At 69.6% G+C, this 16,153-nt stretch carries 18 protein-coding genes; 11 read left to right on the top strand and 7 right to left on the bottom strand.

Translation table 11 applies throughout. From position 1 onward, the window contains the following. Positions 1-150: 150 nt before the first annotated feature. From ACIG5F_RS11405 to ACIG5F_RS11385, 5 genes are all read right to left on the bottom strand, one after another. Positions 151-1,158 (bottom strand): right-handed parallel beta-helix repeat-containing protein, encoded by a 1,008-nt coding sequence (locus ACIG5F_RS11405; protein ID WP_396517493.1) that lies wholly within the window; start codon positions 1,156-1,158, stop codon positions 151-153. Then, complete coding sequence (locus ACIG5F_RS11400; protein ID WP_396517492.1) at positions 1,155-3,077, bottom strand: hypothetical protein; 1,923 nt, start codon at positions 3,075-3,077, stop codon at positions 1,155-1,157. Before ACIG5F_RS11400 ends, ACIG5F_RS11405 begins: the two co-directional genes overlap by 4 nt. Before the next feature lie 164 nt (positions 3,078-3,241). Next, positions 3,242-4,216, bottom strand: a complete 975-nt coding sequence (locus ACIG5F_RS11395; protein WP_396517491.1) for a ricin-type beta-trefoil lectin domain protein — start codon at positions 4,214-4,216, stop codon at positions 3,242-3,244. A gap of 453 nt (positions 4,217-4,669) precedes the next feature. Next, positions 4,670-5,266: an RraA family protein gene (locus ACIG5F_RS11390; RefSeq protein ID WP_396517490.1), complete on the bottom strand. Its 597-nt coding sequence runs from the start codon at positions 5,264-5,266 to the stop codon at positions 4,670-4,672. Positions 5,267-5,351: 85 nt separating this feature from the next. After that, complete coding sequence (locus ACIG5F_RS11385; RefSeq protein WP_396517489.1) at positions 5,352-6,293, bottom strand: aldo/keto reductase; 942 nt, start codon at positions 6,291-6,293, stop codon at positions 5,352-5,354. Positions 6,294-6,370: 77 nt separating this feature from the next. Here ACIG5F_RS11385 and ACIG5F_RS11380 point away from each other — a divergent pair, with 77 nt between their 5' ends. From ACIG5F_RS11380 to ACIG5F_RS11335, 10 genes are all read left to right on the top strand, one after another. Continuing rightward, entirely contained in the window at positions 6,371-7,057 is a 687-nt protein-coding gene (locus ACIG5F_RS11380; RefSeq protein ID WP_396517488.1) for a FadR/GntR family transcriptional regulator, read from the top strand. Continuing rightward, entirely contained in the window at positions 7,054-7,881 is an 828-nt protein-coding gene (locus ACIG5F_RS11375) for a creatininase family protein (protein WP_396517487.1), read from the top strand. Before ACIG5F_RS11380 ends, ACIG5F_RS11375 begins: the two co-directional genes overlap by 4 nt. After that, positions 7,878-8,729 (top strand): transporter substrate-binding domain-containing protein, encoded by an 852-nt coding sequence (locus tag ACIG5F_RS11370; RefSeq protein WP_396517486.1) that lies wholly within the window; start codon positions 7,878-7,880, stop codon positions 8,727-8,729. Before ACIG5F_RS11375 ends, ACIG5F_RS11370 begins: the two co-directional genes overlap by 4 nt. Positions 8,730-8,739: 10 nt before the next feature. Then, the gene (locus tag ACIG5F_RS11365; RefSeq protein WP_396517485.1) at positions 8,740-9,480 is read left to right on the top strand and encodes an amino acid ABC transporter permease; all 741 of its coding nucleotides are present in this window, start codon (positions 8,740-8,742) and stop codon (positions 9,478-9,480) included. Further along, complete coding sequence (locus ACIG5F_RS11360; RefSeq protein WP_396517484.1) at positions 9,477-10,232, top strand: amino acid ABC transporter ATP-binding protein; 756 nt, start codon at positions 9,477-9,479, stop codon at positions 10,230-10,232. The genes ACIG5F_RS11365 and ACIG5F_RS11360 overlap by 4 nt, the downstream gene beginning before the upstream one ends. Continuing rightward, entirely contained in the window at positions 10,229-11,188 is a 960-nt protein-coding gene (locus ACIG5F_RS11355) for an alpha/beta hydrolase family esterase (protein WP_396517483.1), read from the top strand. Before ACIG5F_RS11360 ends, ACIG5F_RS11355 begins: the two co-directional genes overlap by 4 nt. Positions 11,189-11,447: 259 nt before the next feature. Then, on the top strand, positions 11,448-11,630 hold the full coding sequence (locus tag ACIG5F_RS11350; protein WP_396517482.1) for a hypothetical protein: 183 nt from the start codon (positions 11,448-11,450) through the stop codon (positions 11,628-11,630). Between the two features lies 1 nt (position 11,631). Beyond that, positions 11,632-11,781, top strand: coding sequence for a hypothetical protein (locus tag ACIG5F_RS11345; protein ID WP_396517481.1), 150 nt, complete (start codon positions 11,632-11,634; stop codon positions 11,779-11,781). Then, positions 11,782-12,942: a JmjC domain-containing protein gene (locus tag ACIG5F_RS11340; protein WP_396517480.1), complete on the top strand. Its 1,161-nt coding sequence runs from the start codon at positions 11,782-11,784 to the stop codon at positions 12,940-12,942. It begins immediately after the preceding gene. A gap of 190 nt (positions 12,943-13,132) precedes the next feature. Next, positions 13,133-14,035, top strand: coding sequence for a hypothetical protein (locus tag ACIG5F_RS11335; protein WP_396517479.1), 903 nt, complete (start codon positions 13,133-13,135; stop codon positions 14,033-14,035). A gap of 46 nt (positions 14,036-14,081) precedes the next feature. On the opposite strand, the gene ACIG5F_RS11330 is transcribed toward ACIG5F_RS11335, so the two are convergent. Beyond that, a complete protein-coding gene (locus ACIG5F_RS11330) occupies positions 14,082-14,618 on the bottom strand; it encodes a helix-turn-helix domain-containing protein (RefSeq protein WP_396517478.1) in 537 nt (178 codons plus the stop codon). Between the two features lie 57 nt (positions 14,619-14,675). Here ACIG5F_RS11330 and ACIG5F_RS11325 point away from each other — a divergent pair, with 57 nt between their 5' ends. After that, a complete protein-coding gene (locus ACIG5F_RS11325; RefSeq protein ID WP_396517477.1) occupies positions 14,676-15,920 on the top strand; it encodes an erythromycin esterase family protein in 1,245 nt (414 codons plus the stop codon). Here ACIG5F_RS11325 and ACIG5F_RS11320 read toward each other — a convergent pair whose 3' ends face one another. Continuing rightward, positions 15,921-16,124: a TrfB-related DNA-binding protein gene (locus ACIG5F_RS11320; RefSeq protein WP_396517476.1), complete on the bottom strand. Its 204-nt coding sequence runs from the start codon at positions 16,122-16,124 to the stop codon at positions 15,921-15,923. Positions 16,125-16,153 lie beyond the last annotated feature (29 nt).

The following is a 16,153-nucleotide window of genomic DNA, read 5'->3' as shown; positions in this document are numbered from 1 at the left end:
CCCCGACCTCCGTCATGAAGGGCCCCTTCCTGACGTTGGGCGAGAGGATCGGTCCCTTGATCTTGAACGGCCCGGATGCGGAAACTTGCCGGGGCGCACCGGAAGGGTGGAGCGCGGGGCCGCCCGCGGTGGGACGGCCCCGACACTCCCCTACACGCCGGGCGTGGTCGGGGTCTTGGACAGACCCTTGCCGCCGGTGCTCTTGTTGGACGCGCCGATGATGTTCGGCGACTTCTGCGACACGCACTGGCTCTGGTCGGTGGCGTTGATGCCGTAGCCGTTGGCGTTGGTCACGGTGAACGTGTTGTTGCTGAACGTGGTGCCGCAGCCGGTCTTGCCCCAGACGTTGTGCAGCTGGATGCCGTCCAGGTACCCGTTGCGCACCGTGTTGCCGGTGATGGTGTACTTGTCGCCCTTGACGTCGATCGTGGAGTCGCCGGAGTTCTCGTTCTTCTCCCCGGTCCCGTCGAGGGTGTTGCCGGAGATGACACCGTCGTGTGTGCCCTCCTTGACGTCGATGCCCTCGGCCGCGACGTTCGGCCCGATCTTGTTGTTCAGGACCTGGATGTAGTTGCCGGCGTCGGGCGTGCTCGGGGTTGCCCCGTAGCATTCCCAGTTGCTGTTGGCGGAGCCGAGATAGACACCCTCGCCGTAGCCGGGCTGCTCAAGGCCGGTGTTGTAGATGGTGGAGTTCTTGATCACGCCGTAGGCGCTGCTCTTGCGGAAGTGCACGGCCTCGTAGCCGATGTCGTGCACGCTGACGCCGTCGATGGTCACGTGGGTGGCGCCGTCGAGGACAATGCCCTTTTTGGACGTTGTCACCGTGAACCCCTTGAGGTTCCAGTAACTCGCGCCCTGCAACCACAATCCGTAGCCGGTCTGCCCGGACGGGCAGTCGGTGTCGCCGGGAGTGAACTTCGGGTCGTGCAACACCGCCTTCGGGCCGCCGACCAGGGTGATCGGCGCGGAGGCGGCGCCGGGGGTGGTGGCCACGAACTGGTCGCCGTAGTCACCGTCGGCCAACTGGATGGTGTCGCCCGGCTTGGCCGCCTTCAGGGCGGCGATCAGCTGGGCGGAGTTGCTGACGTTGATCGTGGCGGCGGTCGGGTGCACGGCGAAGCCGGCCACCAGCGCCGCCGCGGTGAGGGTTTTGATCATTTTGTCACCGTCTTCAGGAACAACGACGGACCGCTGTCGGTCCTGGTGTCGTCGACGCCGTGGCCGTGGGTGTAGTCGGCCTGCTCGTTGTGGGCCCAGTCCACGATCGGCTTGCCGCCGATGTCGAGGTGGTGGAAGGCCTTGCCGTCCCAGCCGAACTGGTAGATCGTGCTGTGGTCCGGGTAGTACGGCGTGAAGGCCGCGCCCGCGGTGACCTGCTTGGTCATGGTGTTGTTGAAGAAGACGTTGCGGGGACCGGAGGATCCCGACCACTTCACCGCCTTCTGCCCGGTGGACCAGTAGATCGGGAACCACGTCGAGTCGTCCGGCGGTTGGTTGCCCTCGTCGCCGCAGTGCGCGGTGCAGTTGCCGGACCGGTGGGCGAAGGACACCGCGTTCGTGTTGTTCTCGAACAGGTTGTTGCGCTCGTAGCCGCCGTGGATGTTGAAGTCCGAGTCGATGTCGTTGCCGATCACCACGTTGCCCGACGCCGACCACTGGAAGGTGAAGTGGCGCAGGTCGCGGGTGGTGTTGCCGGCGTAGAGCGAGTCCCAGACCCGGGAGCCGCGGAAGTAGCCGTTGCCGCCCTTGCCCTTGTTCCACGAGCCGTCCAGCTCGTTGTCGACGATCTGGAGGTTCTTGGCCTCCTCGGTCACGATCGGGTGCGAGCCGGTCATGATCGCGTGGATGCCGGTCACCCAGTCGTTGGCCGCCCACTTGAACACGATGCCCTGCATGGCCAGCGACGGCGCCAGGTTGCCGTAGTTGTCCTTGGCCTGGGCCTGGGTCACGCCCGGCGGGGCGACCTGGGTGTAGGAGAAGTTCTCGAACCCGACGCCGACGATCGGGTCCACGATCGGCGAGGCCTTGGACGCGTACACGGTGCCGTCGATCGGGGCCGAACCGTCCGAAGTGGAGTCGACCGGCACGTCGTACTCCAGCGGCTTGTCGATGGACACCGTGTGGTTCTTGGTGTCGATCGCCGTGATGGTGAACCACTGCTGGCGCATGTGCAGGTTCTCCAGCGGCCAGGTGGTCGGGTAGGCGTTCATCGACTTGTAGAAGTTGATCGAGTTCGCGGCCCGGATGTTGATGAAGCCGCCGACCTTCATGGCACTGGTCTTGGCGCTGGTGTCCAGGTACACCACCTTGTCGCCGGTGCGGGCGGCGAAGCCGGTGTCACCGGGCTTGGCCCGCAGCTTGGCGCCGGCCTTCCAGTGCACGTTGATCGTGCCCTCGAACTCGTCCTTGCGGTTGGCCGGGGCCGACTTGTACTCGCTGGCGTAGCTGGGATCCACCTGCCGCGACTGCACCCGGAACAACCCGCGGCCCGGCCACAGCCAGCCGCCGCTGGCGTCGTCGTAGCCCATGTTGCCCTGGTCCCACTGGTCGCCGTCCGGCGTGAGCACGTCGTACTGGGTGTTCTTGTCCGGCGCGTAGACGAACTTCGTCCTGTCGGCGCCGGCGCCGCGCAGCACCAGGTAGTTGGCGTCGACGTGGATCTCGTGCGTGACGTCGAGCTGACCAGCAGGGAAGGTGATCAGGCTCAACTTGGTGTAGCTGCCCGACGGCGAGCAGTCCTTGTGCAGCTTGTCGATGGCGGCCTGGATGCCGTTGGTGTCGTCGACACCGTCGTCCGGCTTGACCTTGTAGGTGCTGGCCAGCTGGGCAGGGGCGATCTGACAGCTGGCGCTGGGGTTGATGTCGCCGGCGCCGGGCAGGTTCTGCCCGCCGCGGAAACCGGCCTTGCTCCAGTCGTACAGGCCGGCGATCGGGGCCCGGCGATTGGCCGCCGAAGTGTCCAATGTGGTCAGTGCGTGGCTGCCGGCGGCGCCGATGGCCGCCTGGCCCGAGGCCATGAGGCCGCCGGCGACGCACAGGGTGGCCGTCACGAGTGCGACGGCCCGCGTTCGGTTCACTTGGGGTGCCTCCACGGAAATGAGGGATGGAACAGCGAAACGGCAGTGTCGGCGGCAAGATCTCCCGGCGGCGGACCGCCCAGTCCGCCGCCGGCCCCGCACGCGCCCTGACGCGCGATGGGGGCCGGCGACGTCCCGCCCCTGCCTGGGCTATCGGGTCGACCTCAGCGCTTGGCCGTGGTCGTGGGGAAGGTCCACTGCGCCGCCGCGCCCGAGCAGCTGCCCGCGGTGACCGCGTTCTGCGTGGCACGGAAGCACTTCTTGCCGGTCTGGATGTCCGAGATGGTCCCGTTGGGGTTCGCGGACCACTGCTGTGTCGGTCCACCCGTGCACTTCTTGAACAGGATGTCCCCGCCCTTGGAGTCCGCGCACAGGTTGTGGATGCTCAGGAACGTGCCGTCGAAGCTGAAGCTCTGCTCCGCCGAGCCGTCACACGCCTTCATCGCGGCCTTGACGCCGTCCTTGGCGCTGTCGCTCGGGTCGTCCAGGCACTGCGAGGTCGACTTGTTCTTGTACGGCCCCACGGTGATGGTCGGCGTCGCGCCGCCGTAGCACTCGCCGGTCCTGGTGTTGAAGATCGGGTCCGAGCTGACCTTCTCGGTGGACGGCGGGTCGACGATCACCGGCTCCATGGTCGGCGTGTTGTCGCTGTTGTAGTGGGTCAGCGCCACCTCGCACTGGATGGCCTTGAACGGGTCCCCGCCCTTGCCGCCCAGCCACAGGTCGAAGTGCGCGAGCTTGGGGCCGCCGTTGGGGCCCTTGCCGTTCCAGTCGGAACTGCACTCGTCGCAGTCGTCCTCCATGATGAAGTACTTGCCCACCCGCGGCACATAGATCCTGCCGCCCGCCTTCACCTCCTTGGTGGAGGTGGCGAAGGTGATCGGGTCGTCGTACGTGCCGGCGCCGCCGGCCGTCTGGTGCTTGACCGGGTGGGCGATGTCGCCGCCCGGCGGCGTGTTGTCCCACCAGCCGTAGAAGGTCAGGAACGTCTGCTGGGAGCCGTGCGGCTGGGCCGACGCCGGCTGGCTCGACGCCGATCGGGCCGCGGCGGGCCCGACCCCGGTCAGCACCATGGTGATCACGGCGAGCGCCGCGAGCAGACCGGACGTCAGGACGGGGACGATCGCTCGTCTCCTCATGGTTGCCTCCGTAGCCTCCCGGCTCCCGCCGGGACAACGAAGGCGGCGGTGTCGCCGAGCTTACGGCCCGTCGCCCGCTTTAGTAAAGAACCCTTCCTAACAATTTCCCCCCGACCGGCTGATCCGGTCACCGTACCGGCCGAATCCGGTCAACCCCGGTCCACAGTGGACGATCGGCGATGACGGAGTCCGCCACACGAAACGCCGTTCCACACACCGGACCGCACGAGGTCAGCGCCGACATGACGGATCCGGACACACGAGAAGCCGGCCCGAGCGGGTCTCGGACCGGCTTCGTCTGTGTCACGCGAATCGTCAGCGGCGCTGATCGTCGGTCGGGCGATCGGTTTCGGAACCGGGTCAGGGCCACCCGCGCGGCAGGCCGATGATGCCGGCGGCCCCTGATCCAGTACCGGATCGAGGGCCTGAGCAAGGGTTCGCTACTGGGGCTCGCTACTGGGCGAGCAACGCCTCCACCTTGGCCCGGTGCGCGGCCTCCCACTCGTCCAGGGTCTGCGCGGCCTCCTTGGCCAGCTTCCGCTCGGCCTCGGCCAGCACCTCGTCGGCGCGGGCGGCTGGCACCACGACCACGCCGTCCTCGTCGCCGACCACGACATCGCCCGCGTGCACGGTGACGCCGCCGCAGACCACCGGCTCGTTCAGCGGCGAGACGACCTTCTTCACCCCGGGAATCGGCACCACTCCCCTGGCGTGCACCGGGAATCCGTCCTCGCGGACCTCGCCGATGTCCCGGAGCACGCCGTCAAGCACGAACGCCTCGACGCCACGGCGGTGTGCGATGGCGCAGACATTGCCGCCGGCCAGGGCGTACTCGGTGTCCCCGCACTCGACGACGATCACCGATCCCGGCTCGGCCCGGTAGATCGCCGCGTGCAGCATGAGGTTGTCGCCGGGCGGGCAGCGGACCGTGAACGCCGGGCCGGCGATCCGCCCCGACTCCCACAGCGGCCGGATGCCGAGATCCATGATCTGGCCGCGGCCCAGGATCTCGGCGAGCGTTGTGGTCGCAATGCCGTGGAAGTCACCCATGCCGACGACCCTAACCGGCCCCCACCGCCCCGTCGCCCCGGATCTGCTGAGGGTGGGCAACGGGATAACTGGCGCTGGCCGTCGCTCAGAGCGCGGCGACGATCTCCGCCCGTTGCTCGTCGGTCAGCGCCATCTCGGCCGCCGCCACCAGCGGTCGCAACTGCTCGGGCGAGCGCGGGCCGACGACCGCCGCTGTCACGGCAGGATCGGTCAACACCCAGGCCAGCGCCAGCGTGGTCAGCGAAACCCCATGGCCGGCGGCGATTTCGGCCAGGCGCGGCAAGGACTCGAACGCCCGCTCCACGGTCAGGTCGGTCAACTCGGGCGGCCGCAGCGCCATCCGCGACCCGGCCTGGTACGGCTCGCCGCCACGGTGTTTGCCGGTCAGCAGGCCGCCGGCCAGCGGACTGTAGGCGCTGAAGCCCACCCCTCGGTCGACGCAGGCCTTGAGCACCTCGTTCTGCCCCAACCGATCGAACAGGTTGTATCCATTTTGGACATTCACCGGCGCGCCGGCGGCGGTCGTCGCCGCGAGCTGGCCGGCGTCGACGTTGCTCACGCCGTAGGCGCCGATCTTGCCGGCCCGGACCAGTTCCTCGAAGGCGCCGACCGTCTCCTCGATGGGCACCGAGTCGTCGGGCCCGTGGGCCAGGTACAGCGCGATCCGCTCCACGCCCAGCCGACCGAGGCTGGCGTCGACCTGATGGCGGATATGATCATGGGAGAGCCCTCTCCCATGATCGACCGGGCCGCCGACCTTGGTCGTCAGGGCGATGTCGTCGTAGGCCCGCCGGTCGGCCAGCCACTCGCCGATCCACTGCTCGGAGTCCCCGCCGGCGTAGGCGTCGGCGGTGTCGAACATCGAGACACCGCTCTCCCGCGCCGCGTCCATGACCTCGAACGCCGTGTCCCGGCTGTCGCCCTTGCCCCGGAACTGCGCGGGCGACCCGATCCCGCCGAAGTTCCCGCAGCCCAGGATCAGCGCGGACACCCGCGGCCCGGCCGCCCCCAACGTCTCGTAGCGCATGCCGCCACCGTACTCAGGGGCTCTTGACGTGAAATTGAGCAAGTGATTTAGTCAATCGCGATCGAAGGGAGTGCCGCATGTCACAGGCGCCACAGGTGGGCGGCTTGTCCGACCGGCTGGTCGACGGCCTGCTCGACCTGATCAGCGAGGGTCGGCTGGGCCCGGGCGACAGCCTGCCCACCGTCCGCGAGCTGGCGCAGCGGTTCGCCGTCACCACGCCGACCATCCGGGAGGCGCTGCGGCGGTTGCAGACCACGGACGCGGTGCGGATGCGGCACGGTTCGGGCATCTACGTCGGCGACGGCATCAACCGCATGCTGATGCCCAACCCGAACTCCACCCCGTTGAAGGACGAGCACATCATCCAGCTGGTCGAGGCCAGGCTGACCATCGAGCCCGGCATCGCCGCGCTGGCCGCGGCCAACCGCACGGTCGACGATCTCGAACGGCTGGCCCGCGCGACGGACACCGCCAAGCGGGACACCGACGACGACCGGCCCAAGCTGTACTTCCACCGGGAACTGGCCGCCGCGTCCGGCAACCAGGTGCTGTTCGAGGTCGTGGACTCGCTGCTTTCCGCGCGCAGCCGGGAACAGCGGGCCCTGCGGGCGCAGATCGAGAACCGCACCCGCGACTACGACCAGCACGTGGCCATCTTCCTGGCCGTCGAGGCCGGGGACGCGGAACTGGCCCGGCAGCTCACCGAGCAGCACCTGCAAGAGCTGCGCACCACTGTCACACGTCACCTGGGCGGCATCGAATGACGTACACCCCACGCACCCACCGGCTCGCCGACCTGACCTGGCCGGAGATCGACGAGCTCCGGCCGCACGCGCCGGTCGCGATCGTGCCGCTGGGCGCGACCGAGCAGCACGGCCTCGGCATGGCCCAGCGCACCGACACCACCCGCGCCGAGGTCGTCGCCGACATGGTGGCCCGCCGCCTGTCGCCGCAAGTCGTTGTGACGCCGACGATCCCGGTCGGCATGTCCGAGCACCACATGGCCTTTCCCGGCACGCTCACGCTGTCCCCGGTGACGTTGCAGCAGGTCGTGGTGGAGCTGGTGACCAGCCTGCACCGGCACGGCTGGCGGCGGATCTTCGTGCTGACCGGCCACGGCGGCAACAACTCCGCGGTGGACGTGGCGGTGTCCCGGCTGCGGGCCGAGCTCGCCGACACGCACATCGCCTGGAGCGGCATCACTCCCGTGGTCGCCGACATCGTCAAGGAGCAGGGGGCCAGCCAGGTCCGCGGCCACTCCTGCGAGATCGAGACCTCCCAAGCGCTCTACGTCGACCCCGACCTAGTGCTGCCCGAGCGACTGGTCCCGGGAAGCTCCACACTGGACGATCTGGACCCGGCCGGCCGGCTCGGCCGCTCCTGGCCGGGCATCCAGTTCCCGCAGGGATACGACGCGCTCAGCCCGACCGGCAACCTCGGCAACCCGCGCCTGGCCACAACCGAGCTCGGCGCCCTCCTGGTCGACACCGTCGTCGACCGCGTCTGCGGCTTCCTGACCGGCCTGATCGGCCTGCCGGACCGCAGCCCGGCCCCGCCCCCCGCCCGCATCGCACTGGAGACACAATGACCGCCGCCCCGACCCGACGCCGTATCGGAGTGGCCGCCGTCGCACTCGCCGCCGGGATGTCCCTGGCCGCGTGCGGCGGCGCCGACGCCGGCTCTTCCGACAACACGCTCAACACCATCACGCCGGGCACGATCTCGTTCGCCTTCCGCTCCGACGACAAGCCGGTGTCCTTTGTGGACAACGGCAAGCCGGCGGGCTTCCTGATCGAGCTGACCCAGGCGATGGCGGCCAGGATGAAGGTGACGCCGCAGTACACCGCCACCGACTTCGCGTCCATGCTGCCCAACATCCGCAACCACAAGTACGACTCGGCCGCCTTCGGCACGCTGGCCACCGACGCCCGCAAACAGGTCACCGACTTCAGCACCCCGGTGTCCTTCGGCGAGGCGAAGATGGTCAGCCGCAAGGACGCCGCGCTGTCCACTGTGGACGCCTCGGCCGGCAAGACGGTGGCGATCACCCGCGGCAGCGAGCTGATCCCGCTGCTCAAGCAGAAGGTGCCGACGGTCACCGTCAAGGAGTTCCCCAACATCGCGGCCAGCGCCAACGCCCTGACCGCCGGCCAGGTCGACGGGCTGTTCACCGGGGACACCACGGCGCTGGACCTGGTCACCAAGCACCCGGACTACACCGCGTCGCCGTCGATCACCAGCGGCCCGACCGCGCTGCCGGTGGCCAAGGACCGGCCGGAGCTGAAGAAGGCCCTTGACGACGCGCTGAAGTCGGTCATCGCCGACGGCACGTACACCACGTTGTTCGACAAGTGGAACCCCAAGGGCGTGCCGATCCCGCCGGACATGCTGACCACCTACCCGGGCATGCGGCAGCGTCCCGGCGCCGGGTCGTAAGGAGTCCACAGTGGACGGCATCCGTCACGTTCTCGACACGTTCTTCGACCTGCCGCTGATCCTGAGCACGCTGCCCAGCCTGCTGCGGGAGGGTCTGCTCAACACGCTGCTGCTGACCGTGCTGGCCAGCGTCATCGGCCTGGTCGTCGGCATTCTGCTGGCCAGCGGGCTGATGTCGCGGCACCGGATCCTGCGCTACCCGTGCCGCTGGTACGTGGACGTGCTGCGCGGCCTGCCGCACATCCTGTCCATCTACCTGATCGGCCAGGGCCTGCCGCTGGCCGGGCTGACCGTGTTCGGCAACTGGACCTACGGCTACGCCGCGCTGGCCATCGGGCTGATGGAGGGCGCGTACATGGCCGAGATCTTCCGGTCCGGCTTCCAGAGCGTGGAACGCGGCATCGTGGAGGCGGCCCGCAGCCTGGGCCTGTCGCGGGCCCGGACCATGCGGCTGATCGTGATCCCGATCGGGTTCCGGCGGGTGCTGCCCGCGCTGACCGGCCAGTTCATCCTGGTCATCAAGAGCACCGCCCTGGTGTACCTGCTGGGCCTGGCCACCGGCCAGCGCGAGATGTTCGCCATCGCCCAGGACACCTCCAGCAACAACGCGTCGCTGTCCCCGCTGGTCGCCGCCGGCCTGTTCTACCTGGTGATCACCGTGCCGCTGACCTACGCCGTGAACGCGTGGGACCGGCGGATGCGGGAAGGCCGCCCGGTCGCCGCACTGCCGCCCGTGGAGGCCGTCGCATGACCACAACGACCCCGACCCGCGCCGGCACCACGGTCCGGTTCGAGCACATCGACAAGAGCTTCGGCGCCAACCAGGTGCTGCACGACATCGTGCTCGAGGCGCCCGGCGGCGCCACCACCTGCGTCGTCGGGCCGTCCGGCTCCGGGAAGTCGACCCTGCTCAGATGCGCGAACCTGTTGGAGGTGCCCAGTTCCGGCCGGATCCTGATCGGCGAGGAGGCCATCACCGACCCGGGCGCGGACGTGGACCGCATCCGCACCCGGGTGGGCATGGTGTTCCAGAACTTCCACCTGTTCCCGCACCACACCGTGCTCGACAACGTCACCCTGGCCCAGCAACGGGTGTTGGGCCGCACGCGGGAGGAGGCCGTCACCGTCGCCCGGACCCACCTGGCCTCGGTCGGTCTGTCCCGTTTGGAGGATCGGCGGCCCGAGCAGCTGTCCGGCGGCCAGCAGCAGCGGGTGGCCATCGCCCGGGCGCTGGCCATGGAGCCCGAGGTGATGCTGTTCGACGAGGCCACCTCGGCCCTGGACCCCGAGCTGGTCAAGGGAGTTCTGGCCGTGATGCGGGACCTGGCCGAGCGCGGCATGACGATGATCGTGGTCACGCACGAGATGCGCTTCGCGCGTGAGGTGGCCCAGCAGGTGGTGTTCCTGGACCAAGGGCGCCTGCTGGAGGCCGCCCATCCCGCCGAGTTCTTCGACTCCCCCCGATCCGACCGGCTCCGGTCCTTCCTGAAGCAGGTGCTGTGAGAAGACTACTCGCCGCCGCGGTCGTCTCCCTGACCGCACTTTCCGTGCCCGCAAGCGCTTTCGCCGCCGAGTCCGCGCCGTCCGCGGTGCGCGACCACCCCATCCTGTCGCTCGGCTGCCTGTCGTGGCAGGCCCCGCCCACCGGCGTGACCACCCACGAGACCATCACGTCCGGCGGCCAGCAACGGGAATACCTGATCCACCTGCCCGCCGGCTACCGGCCGTTCCACCCGACGCCGCTGGTGATGGCCTTCCACGGCCGCAAGGGCAACGGCGCCGACATCGAGGCCTTCTCCGGCATCGACAGTCTCAAGGCCATCGCCGTGTATCCGGTCGGGGCCAAGGGCCAGGACGACCAGCGGGCCTGGGAGAGCGCTCCCTACGCCGCCCCGGTCGACGACGTCCGCTTCGTCAGCGACCTGCTAGACCATCTTCAGGCCACGCTGTGCGTCGACCCCAACCGGATCTTCGCCACCGGCAAGTCCAACGGGGCCGGCTTCGTCGCCATGCTGGCCTGCCAGCTGCCGCTGCGGATCGCCGCCTTCGGCACCATCGCCGGGGCGTTCTATCCCGGCACCGCCGCCGGCTGCGCCACCAGCCCGCCGGCCCCCATCGTCGACTTCCACGGCACCGCCGACCCGACCATCAAGTACGACGGCGATGTCAGTCACGGGGTCGGGACCCCGCCGCTCATGCAGTGGGCCCAGGATCGCGCCACCCACAACCGCTGCGCCGCCGGGCCGTCGCAGACCCCCATCGGCGGCGACGTGATCCGCTTCTCGTGGACCAGTTGCGCCCAGCACACCAACGTCACCCACTACCGGATCATCGGCGCCGGCCACACCTGGCCCGGCGAGCTGGTGGACAGCGGCCCCGGCACCGCCACCCAGACCATCAAGGCCACCCAGGTGATCTGGGACTTCTTCAACGCCCACCCCCTGACCGCCCACCTGTGACCGCCCGGAATGCTCGTTTGTCATGCCAGGAGAGGCCCGACACTGGCGCGGTGAAAGGGCCTTTCCTGGCGTTTGTTCGGGGCCGAACGCCGGTCGGGTGGGTGCTGGCGGCGTTTGTCTGGTCCGGCGGGCCGATAGCCGCGACTGCGCCGCACCTGCCCGATAGGGCGGGCGATTCCGCTCGATCGGGCCGCCGGCCCCCGGCCCCGGTTCGGCCCGGCCACGATGGAGGACCGGCCCCCGGACGGAAGGCAACGCCATGGCGGACAGGACACTTCAGGTCGTCTCCGTGGAGACCACCACCTCGGCCGACACCCAGATCGCCGCGCCGCGCACGCACATCCACGGCTTCGGCCCGGAGTTGGAGCTCCGCGAGCACCACGGCGTGATCTGGGGCGGTCCCGGCAAGCACCACGGCAAGATCTGGGAAGGAAACGCCTGAGATGTCCGACAAGACCTTGCGGGTCGTCTCGGTGGAGACGGCCGCCGCGTCCGCCCCGCGCGGCGACGTGATCCACATCGTCACCGTGGGGCGCGACGAGAAGCCCCGGTCCAACGTCCACCATGGACAGATCACCAAAGGCGAGGACTGAGTGACCGCGCTCGGCATGGAGGGCTGGTTCGCGCCGGTCGGCGTGCCCGAGTTCGGCCCGGCGACCGTGGGGCGGCGGCCGCTCTACGTGCCGCCGCGGCCGGAACTCGCGGACAATGCGATGGCGGCGCTCGGCGTCGCGTCGGCCGACGACGCGCTGGCCCTGACCAACTGCGTGATGTTCGCCTGGTTCCAGCGGCTCGACGGCCGGCACACCGCCGCCCAGGTCCCGGCCGGCAGCGCGCGGCGGCTGTTCGACGCGGGCATGACCATCTATCTCAGCCAGATCCAGGGGTTCGCCGGGCACGAGCGGGAATTGGCCGAGCTGTTCGGCGTTTCCGCCGACGCGGCCAAGGTCGAGCTGTTCTGCAACCGGCCGAGCGCCGTCACCCGGGCCCACTTCGACCCGATCGACCTGGTCACGGTCCAGCTGCGCGGCCGCAAGACCTGGCGGATCGCGCCCAACACGTTCGCTCCTGACCCGTACGAGCCGTGGGCGACCCTCGAACGCGTGCCGCCCACCGTGCGGCAGTACGCCGACGGCGAGCCGCCGGCGCGCATTCCGGACGATGCCGTCGAATTCACCCTCGACCCCGGGGCCGTCCTGCACGTGCCGCGCGGCTACTGGCACGAGACGGTCTCGGACCGGGACTCGATGTCCCTGCATCTGCTGCTCACCCCGCCGACCCGGCTCGACGCCGCGCTCGCGGCCGTGAAGAACGAGCTGGTCAGGGACCCGTTCTGGCGGGCGTCGGCCTACGATCCGCGGCTGAGCGACGGCGACCTGGCCACGTTGCGGGACGCGGTGTCGCGCCTCGACTTCCACGACCTCGACCCGACCGTGCGCGACGAGCACCCGGTCGAGCCCGGGGACCGCTTCGCCCGCGCCGGCCAGGTTTCCTTCGGCATCGAGGAAGTCGGCGCGGACACCACCCGTGTCGCCGTGACCTTCCACGGCGGCAAGGAGAACCGGACCACCACCGTCGACATGAACGGCGACTACCTGCCGGCCTGCGGCTGGATCGACCGGCTGCCCAGCGGCACGGTCTTCGATCTCGCCGATCTCCTACGCCAGGCGCCCGACCTGGCCAAGGACGAGGCCCGGCAGCTGATCCGCCTGCTCCTCGACGCCCGGCTGGTCCGCCGGGAGCCGACCCGGTAGCCAACCGTCCTTTGTAGACATGGGGCGCCGCCGGTTGACACCACGGCAACGTGTCCGACATGCCCGACCTTGAGCTCGAGCTCAAGGTAACCACAAGGTTTCTCCCAGTGGCTGCCCCGAATCTGGTTCCAGCGACCCCCGGACCGGGGGCGACACGAGGGGACCAGACAAGATGAGCAAGGTAATGCGCGTGACGGGGACGCTCGCGGCCACCGCGGCGGTCGCGCTGACAGTGGTCGGCCCGGCCAGCGCCGACGCGACGTCGGCGCCGGACAACGTGACCGTGGCCACCGCGGTCGACGCTCTCGGCAACCAGGTCGTGGACACCATTCAGACCAACGGCTTCATCTACGACCGCACGCGGCCGGCCGGCGGCGGCATCAGCGGCCCGGGCCTGCGGGTCGGGGCCCCGACCACCGCGGTCAGCCTGACCTCCCGCCCGTACGACGCGTTCGTGCTCCAGTTCGCCGAGAACGGCAACGTCTACCAGGTGACCAGCACCGCGCCGTACGTCTGGACCGACAACCGGACGCTGGGCACCGGCCTCGGCACCGTCAACGCGCTGGCCTCGACCTCACGGTCGGACGGCAGCGTGGTCGTGAACATCGTGGCCGACAAGGGCATCTACACGGTGAGCGAGATGGCCAACGGCGACACCGTGGCCCCGTTCCTGCTCGACACCACCCCGACCACCGCCGTCGCGCTGACCACGCTGCCCAACGGCGACATCCGCCAGGAGAGCATCCAGGGCGGCCAACTGGTCGAGCGGACCCTGACCAGCGACGGCTGGGGCGCCAAGACGGTGATCAGCACGCCGCTGGCCGGCCTGACCAGCGTGGCCACCACCACCCAGACCAACGGCGACCAGCTGATCGACGTGATCGACCAGAACGGCCGGGTGTACGAGCTGAACCACACGGCGGCCGGCGCCACCACCGGTCCGTACCTGCTCAACGAGAACACCGGCGCCACCTCGGTCGCGCTGTCCGCGCGGCCGAACGGCGACGCCGTGCAGGAGGTCGTCAACAACCACCAGCTGACGGAGCGCGTGCGGCACAACGGCCTCTGGGGCCCCGGGACCGTGATCAGCTGACCAGGCAAGAGATTCACGGCGGGGCGCCCATCGGCGCCCCGCTTTCCTACGTCTGCGTGGGGAACGAGATCAGGCTCAGCAGGCGTGGCCGGCGGCCCTCACCGGGGCCGTTGGCCGCGCGCCGGCGCAGCGACGCGACGATCTCCTCGGCCAGCTCCAGCGCCTCGTCGTCGTTCAGCCACACCACGCCCTGTTTGTAGCCGACGGCGTCGGCCGGCGGGTTCGCGCCGTCGCGGTCGAGGTAGGCGTTGAACTCCGCCAACAGCGACGCCATCGCACCGGTGAAGCCGCGCCGGTGATCGTCCAGCGTCATGGCCAGCGCGGTCTCCCGGTCGACCACCGCGCCGTCGGCCCGCAGCCGGTAGTGCCGCTCCACCGCGCCGTGCACCCGCTGCTCGTCGACGACCTCCAGGATGCCGCCGTCGGCCAGCAGGCCGACATGGCGGTACAGGCTGGTCTTGGGCACGTCGGGCAGCTGTCGGCAGAGGTCGGAGGTGGTTCGGACCCGGTTGCCGGACAGGGCGTGCACGATGCGCAGCCGGATCGGGTGCAGGAGGAGGTCGAGCTGGTCCACGGGTGACATGTTCCCACATCTGGTACCGTTACCAAAGTTGGGAATGCAGACCTGAGGGGGACGACGATGGGCAGGCTCGACTCCGCGGCGACGTTCGCGCTGGACGACCTCGACCGGCTGGACGCGGCGCTCGCCGGCGCGCGGGTGGTCGCGATCGGCGAGAGCTCGCACTACAACCGCGAGCAATACCTGCTGCGACACCGACTGTTCCGCCATCTGGCGCAACGGCACGGCTTCCGCGTGTATGCGATGGAGTCCGGCTTCATCGAGGGCTGGGACGTCGACAACTGGGTCCAGGGCGACGATTCCCGCGCGCTCGGCGACGTGCTGGCCAACGGCGTGACCGGCCTGATGGGGCTGTGGACGGAGATGCGGACACACCTGGAGTGGCTGCGCGAGCACCGCATTCGCTTCTACGGCACCGATCTGCCCGGCTCGAACGCCTCCACACTGCCCGGCCTGGATCCCGTGCTGGCCTACCTCGCCGAGGCCGACCCCGAACTCAAGGTCGATCCCCGGGTCCGGGAGGTCGCCGTCTCGCTGTCGGCCCCCTCGGCCTTCTCACAGCTGGTGACGCTCAACGCCTACGCCACCAGCACCGACAAGGACACCCTGAGCGCCGGCCTCGCCGACCTGCGCGCGCGGCTGGCCTCGGGCCGAATCGACTACGTGCGAAGGACTTCCGTCGAATCGTACGAACGCGCGCTGCGGACCCTGGACCTCACCATCGCACTGGACGGCACCGCCCGCGGCATGGCCCGCGGCGAGCAGGCCAACGGCATGGAGGTTCGCGAGGTCGCCATCGCCGACAGTGTGGAATGGATCCTGCGCCGCGAGGAGCGGATCGTGCTCGTCGAGCACAATGCCCACGTGCAACGCGTTCCCGCGGCGCTGCCGGGTGTCCGTCCAATGGCGACGATGGGCGTACACCTGGCTGATCGGCTCGGCGATGACTACCGCGTGGTCGGCACCACCACCGGCGGCGAGCAGACCCTCAACTACACTCCGACGTTCTACGACGGCGTCATGTTCGCCGACCTTGACGAGCCCAAGCCGGACAGCCTCGACGGCGTCCTGGCCGCCAGCCGCCCCGGCGACGCGCCCTTCGCCGTGGACCTCCGCCGCCTCTCCCCCGCCGACGAGGCCGTTGTGCGCGCGGCAAAAGAGCAGCGATACGGCGTCTTCTACACCGAGGTCGACGCCATCGCCGCCTATGACGTGCTGGTGCACCTCCCGCACGTCACCGGCGCCACCCTCGACCACGACACCCTCAGCCACGCCGTGCCCGATGTCCGGGACCGCCTGAGCTAGTCAGACCGCCAGCATCTTCTGGATGGCCTGGCGGGTGACGCCGAGCTCGCGGGCGATGTCGGACTGGGTGACGCCCTGGCTGATCAGGCCCTGCATCAGCTCGCGGCGTTGCTTGGCGAACTCCTGGGCCAGGCGGGCGTGATGGATGGCCTGGGCCCGGACTTCCTTGATGCGCTCATAGGTCTCACGATGGGGATCAGTCATGGCATCAGCATGACAACCCCCCGTTGTCG

The sequence above is a fragment of the Kutzneria sp. NPDC052558 genome (assembly GCF_044547355.1).
Classification (GTDB): domain Bacteria; phylum Actinomycetota; class Actinomycetes; order Mycobacteriales; family Pseudonocardiaceae; genus Kutzneria.
This window is presented reverse-complemented; position numbering and strand designations above follow the sequence as displayed.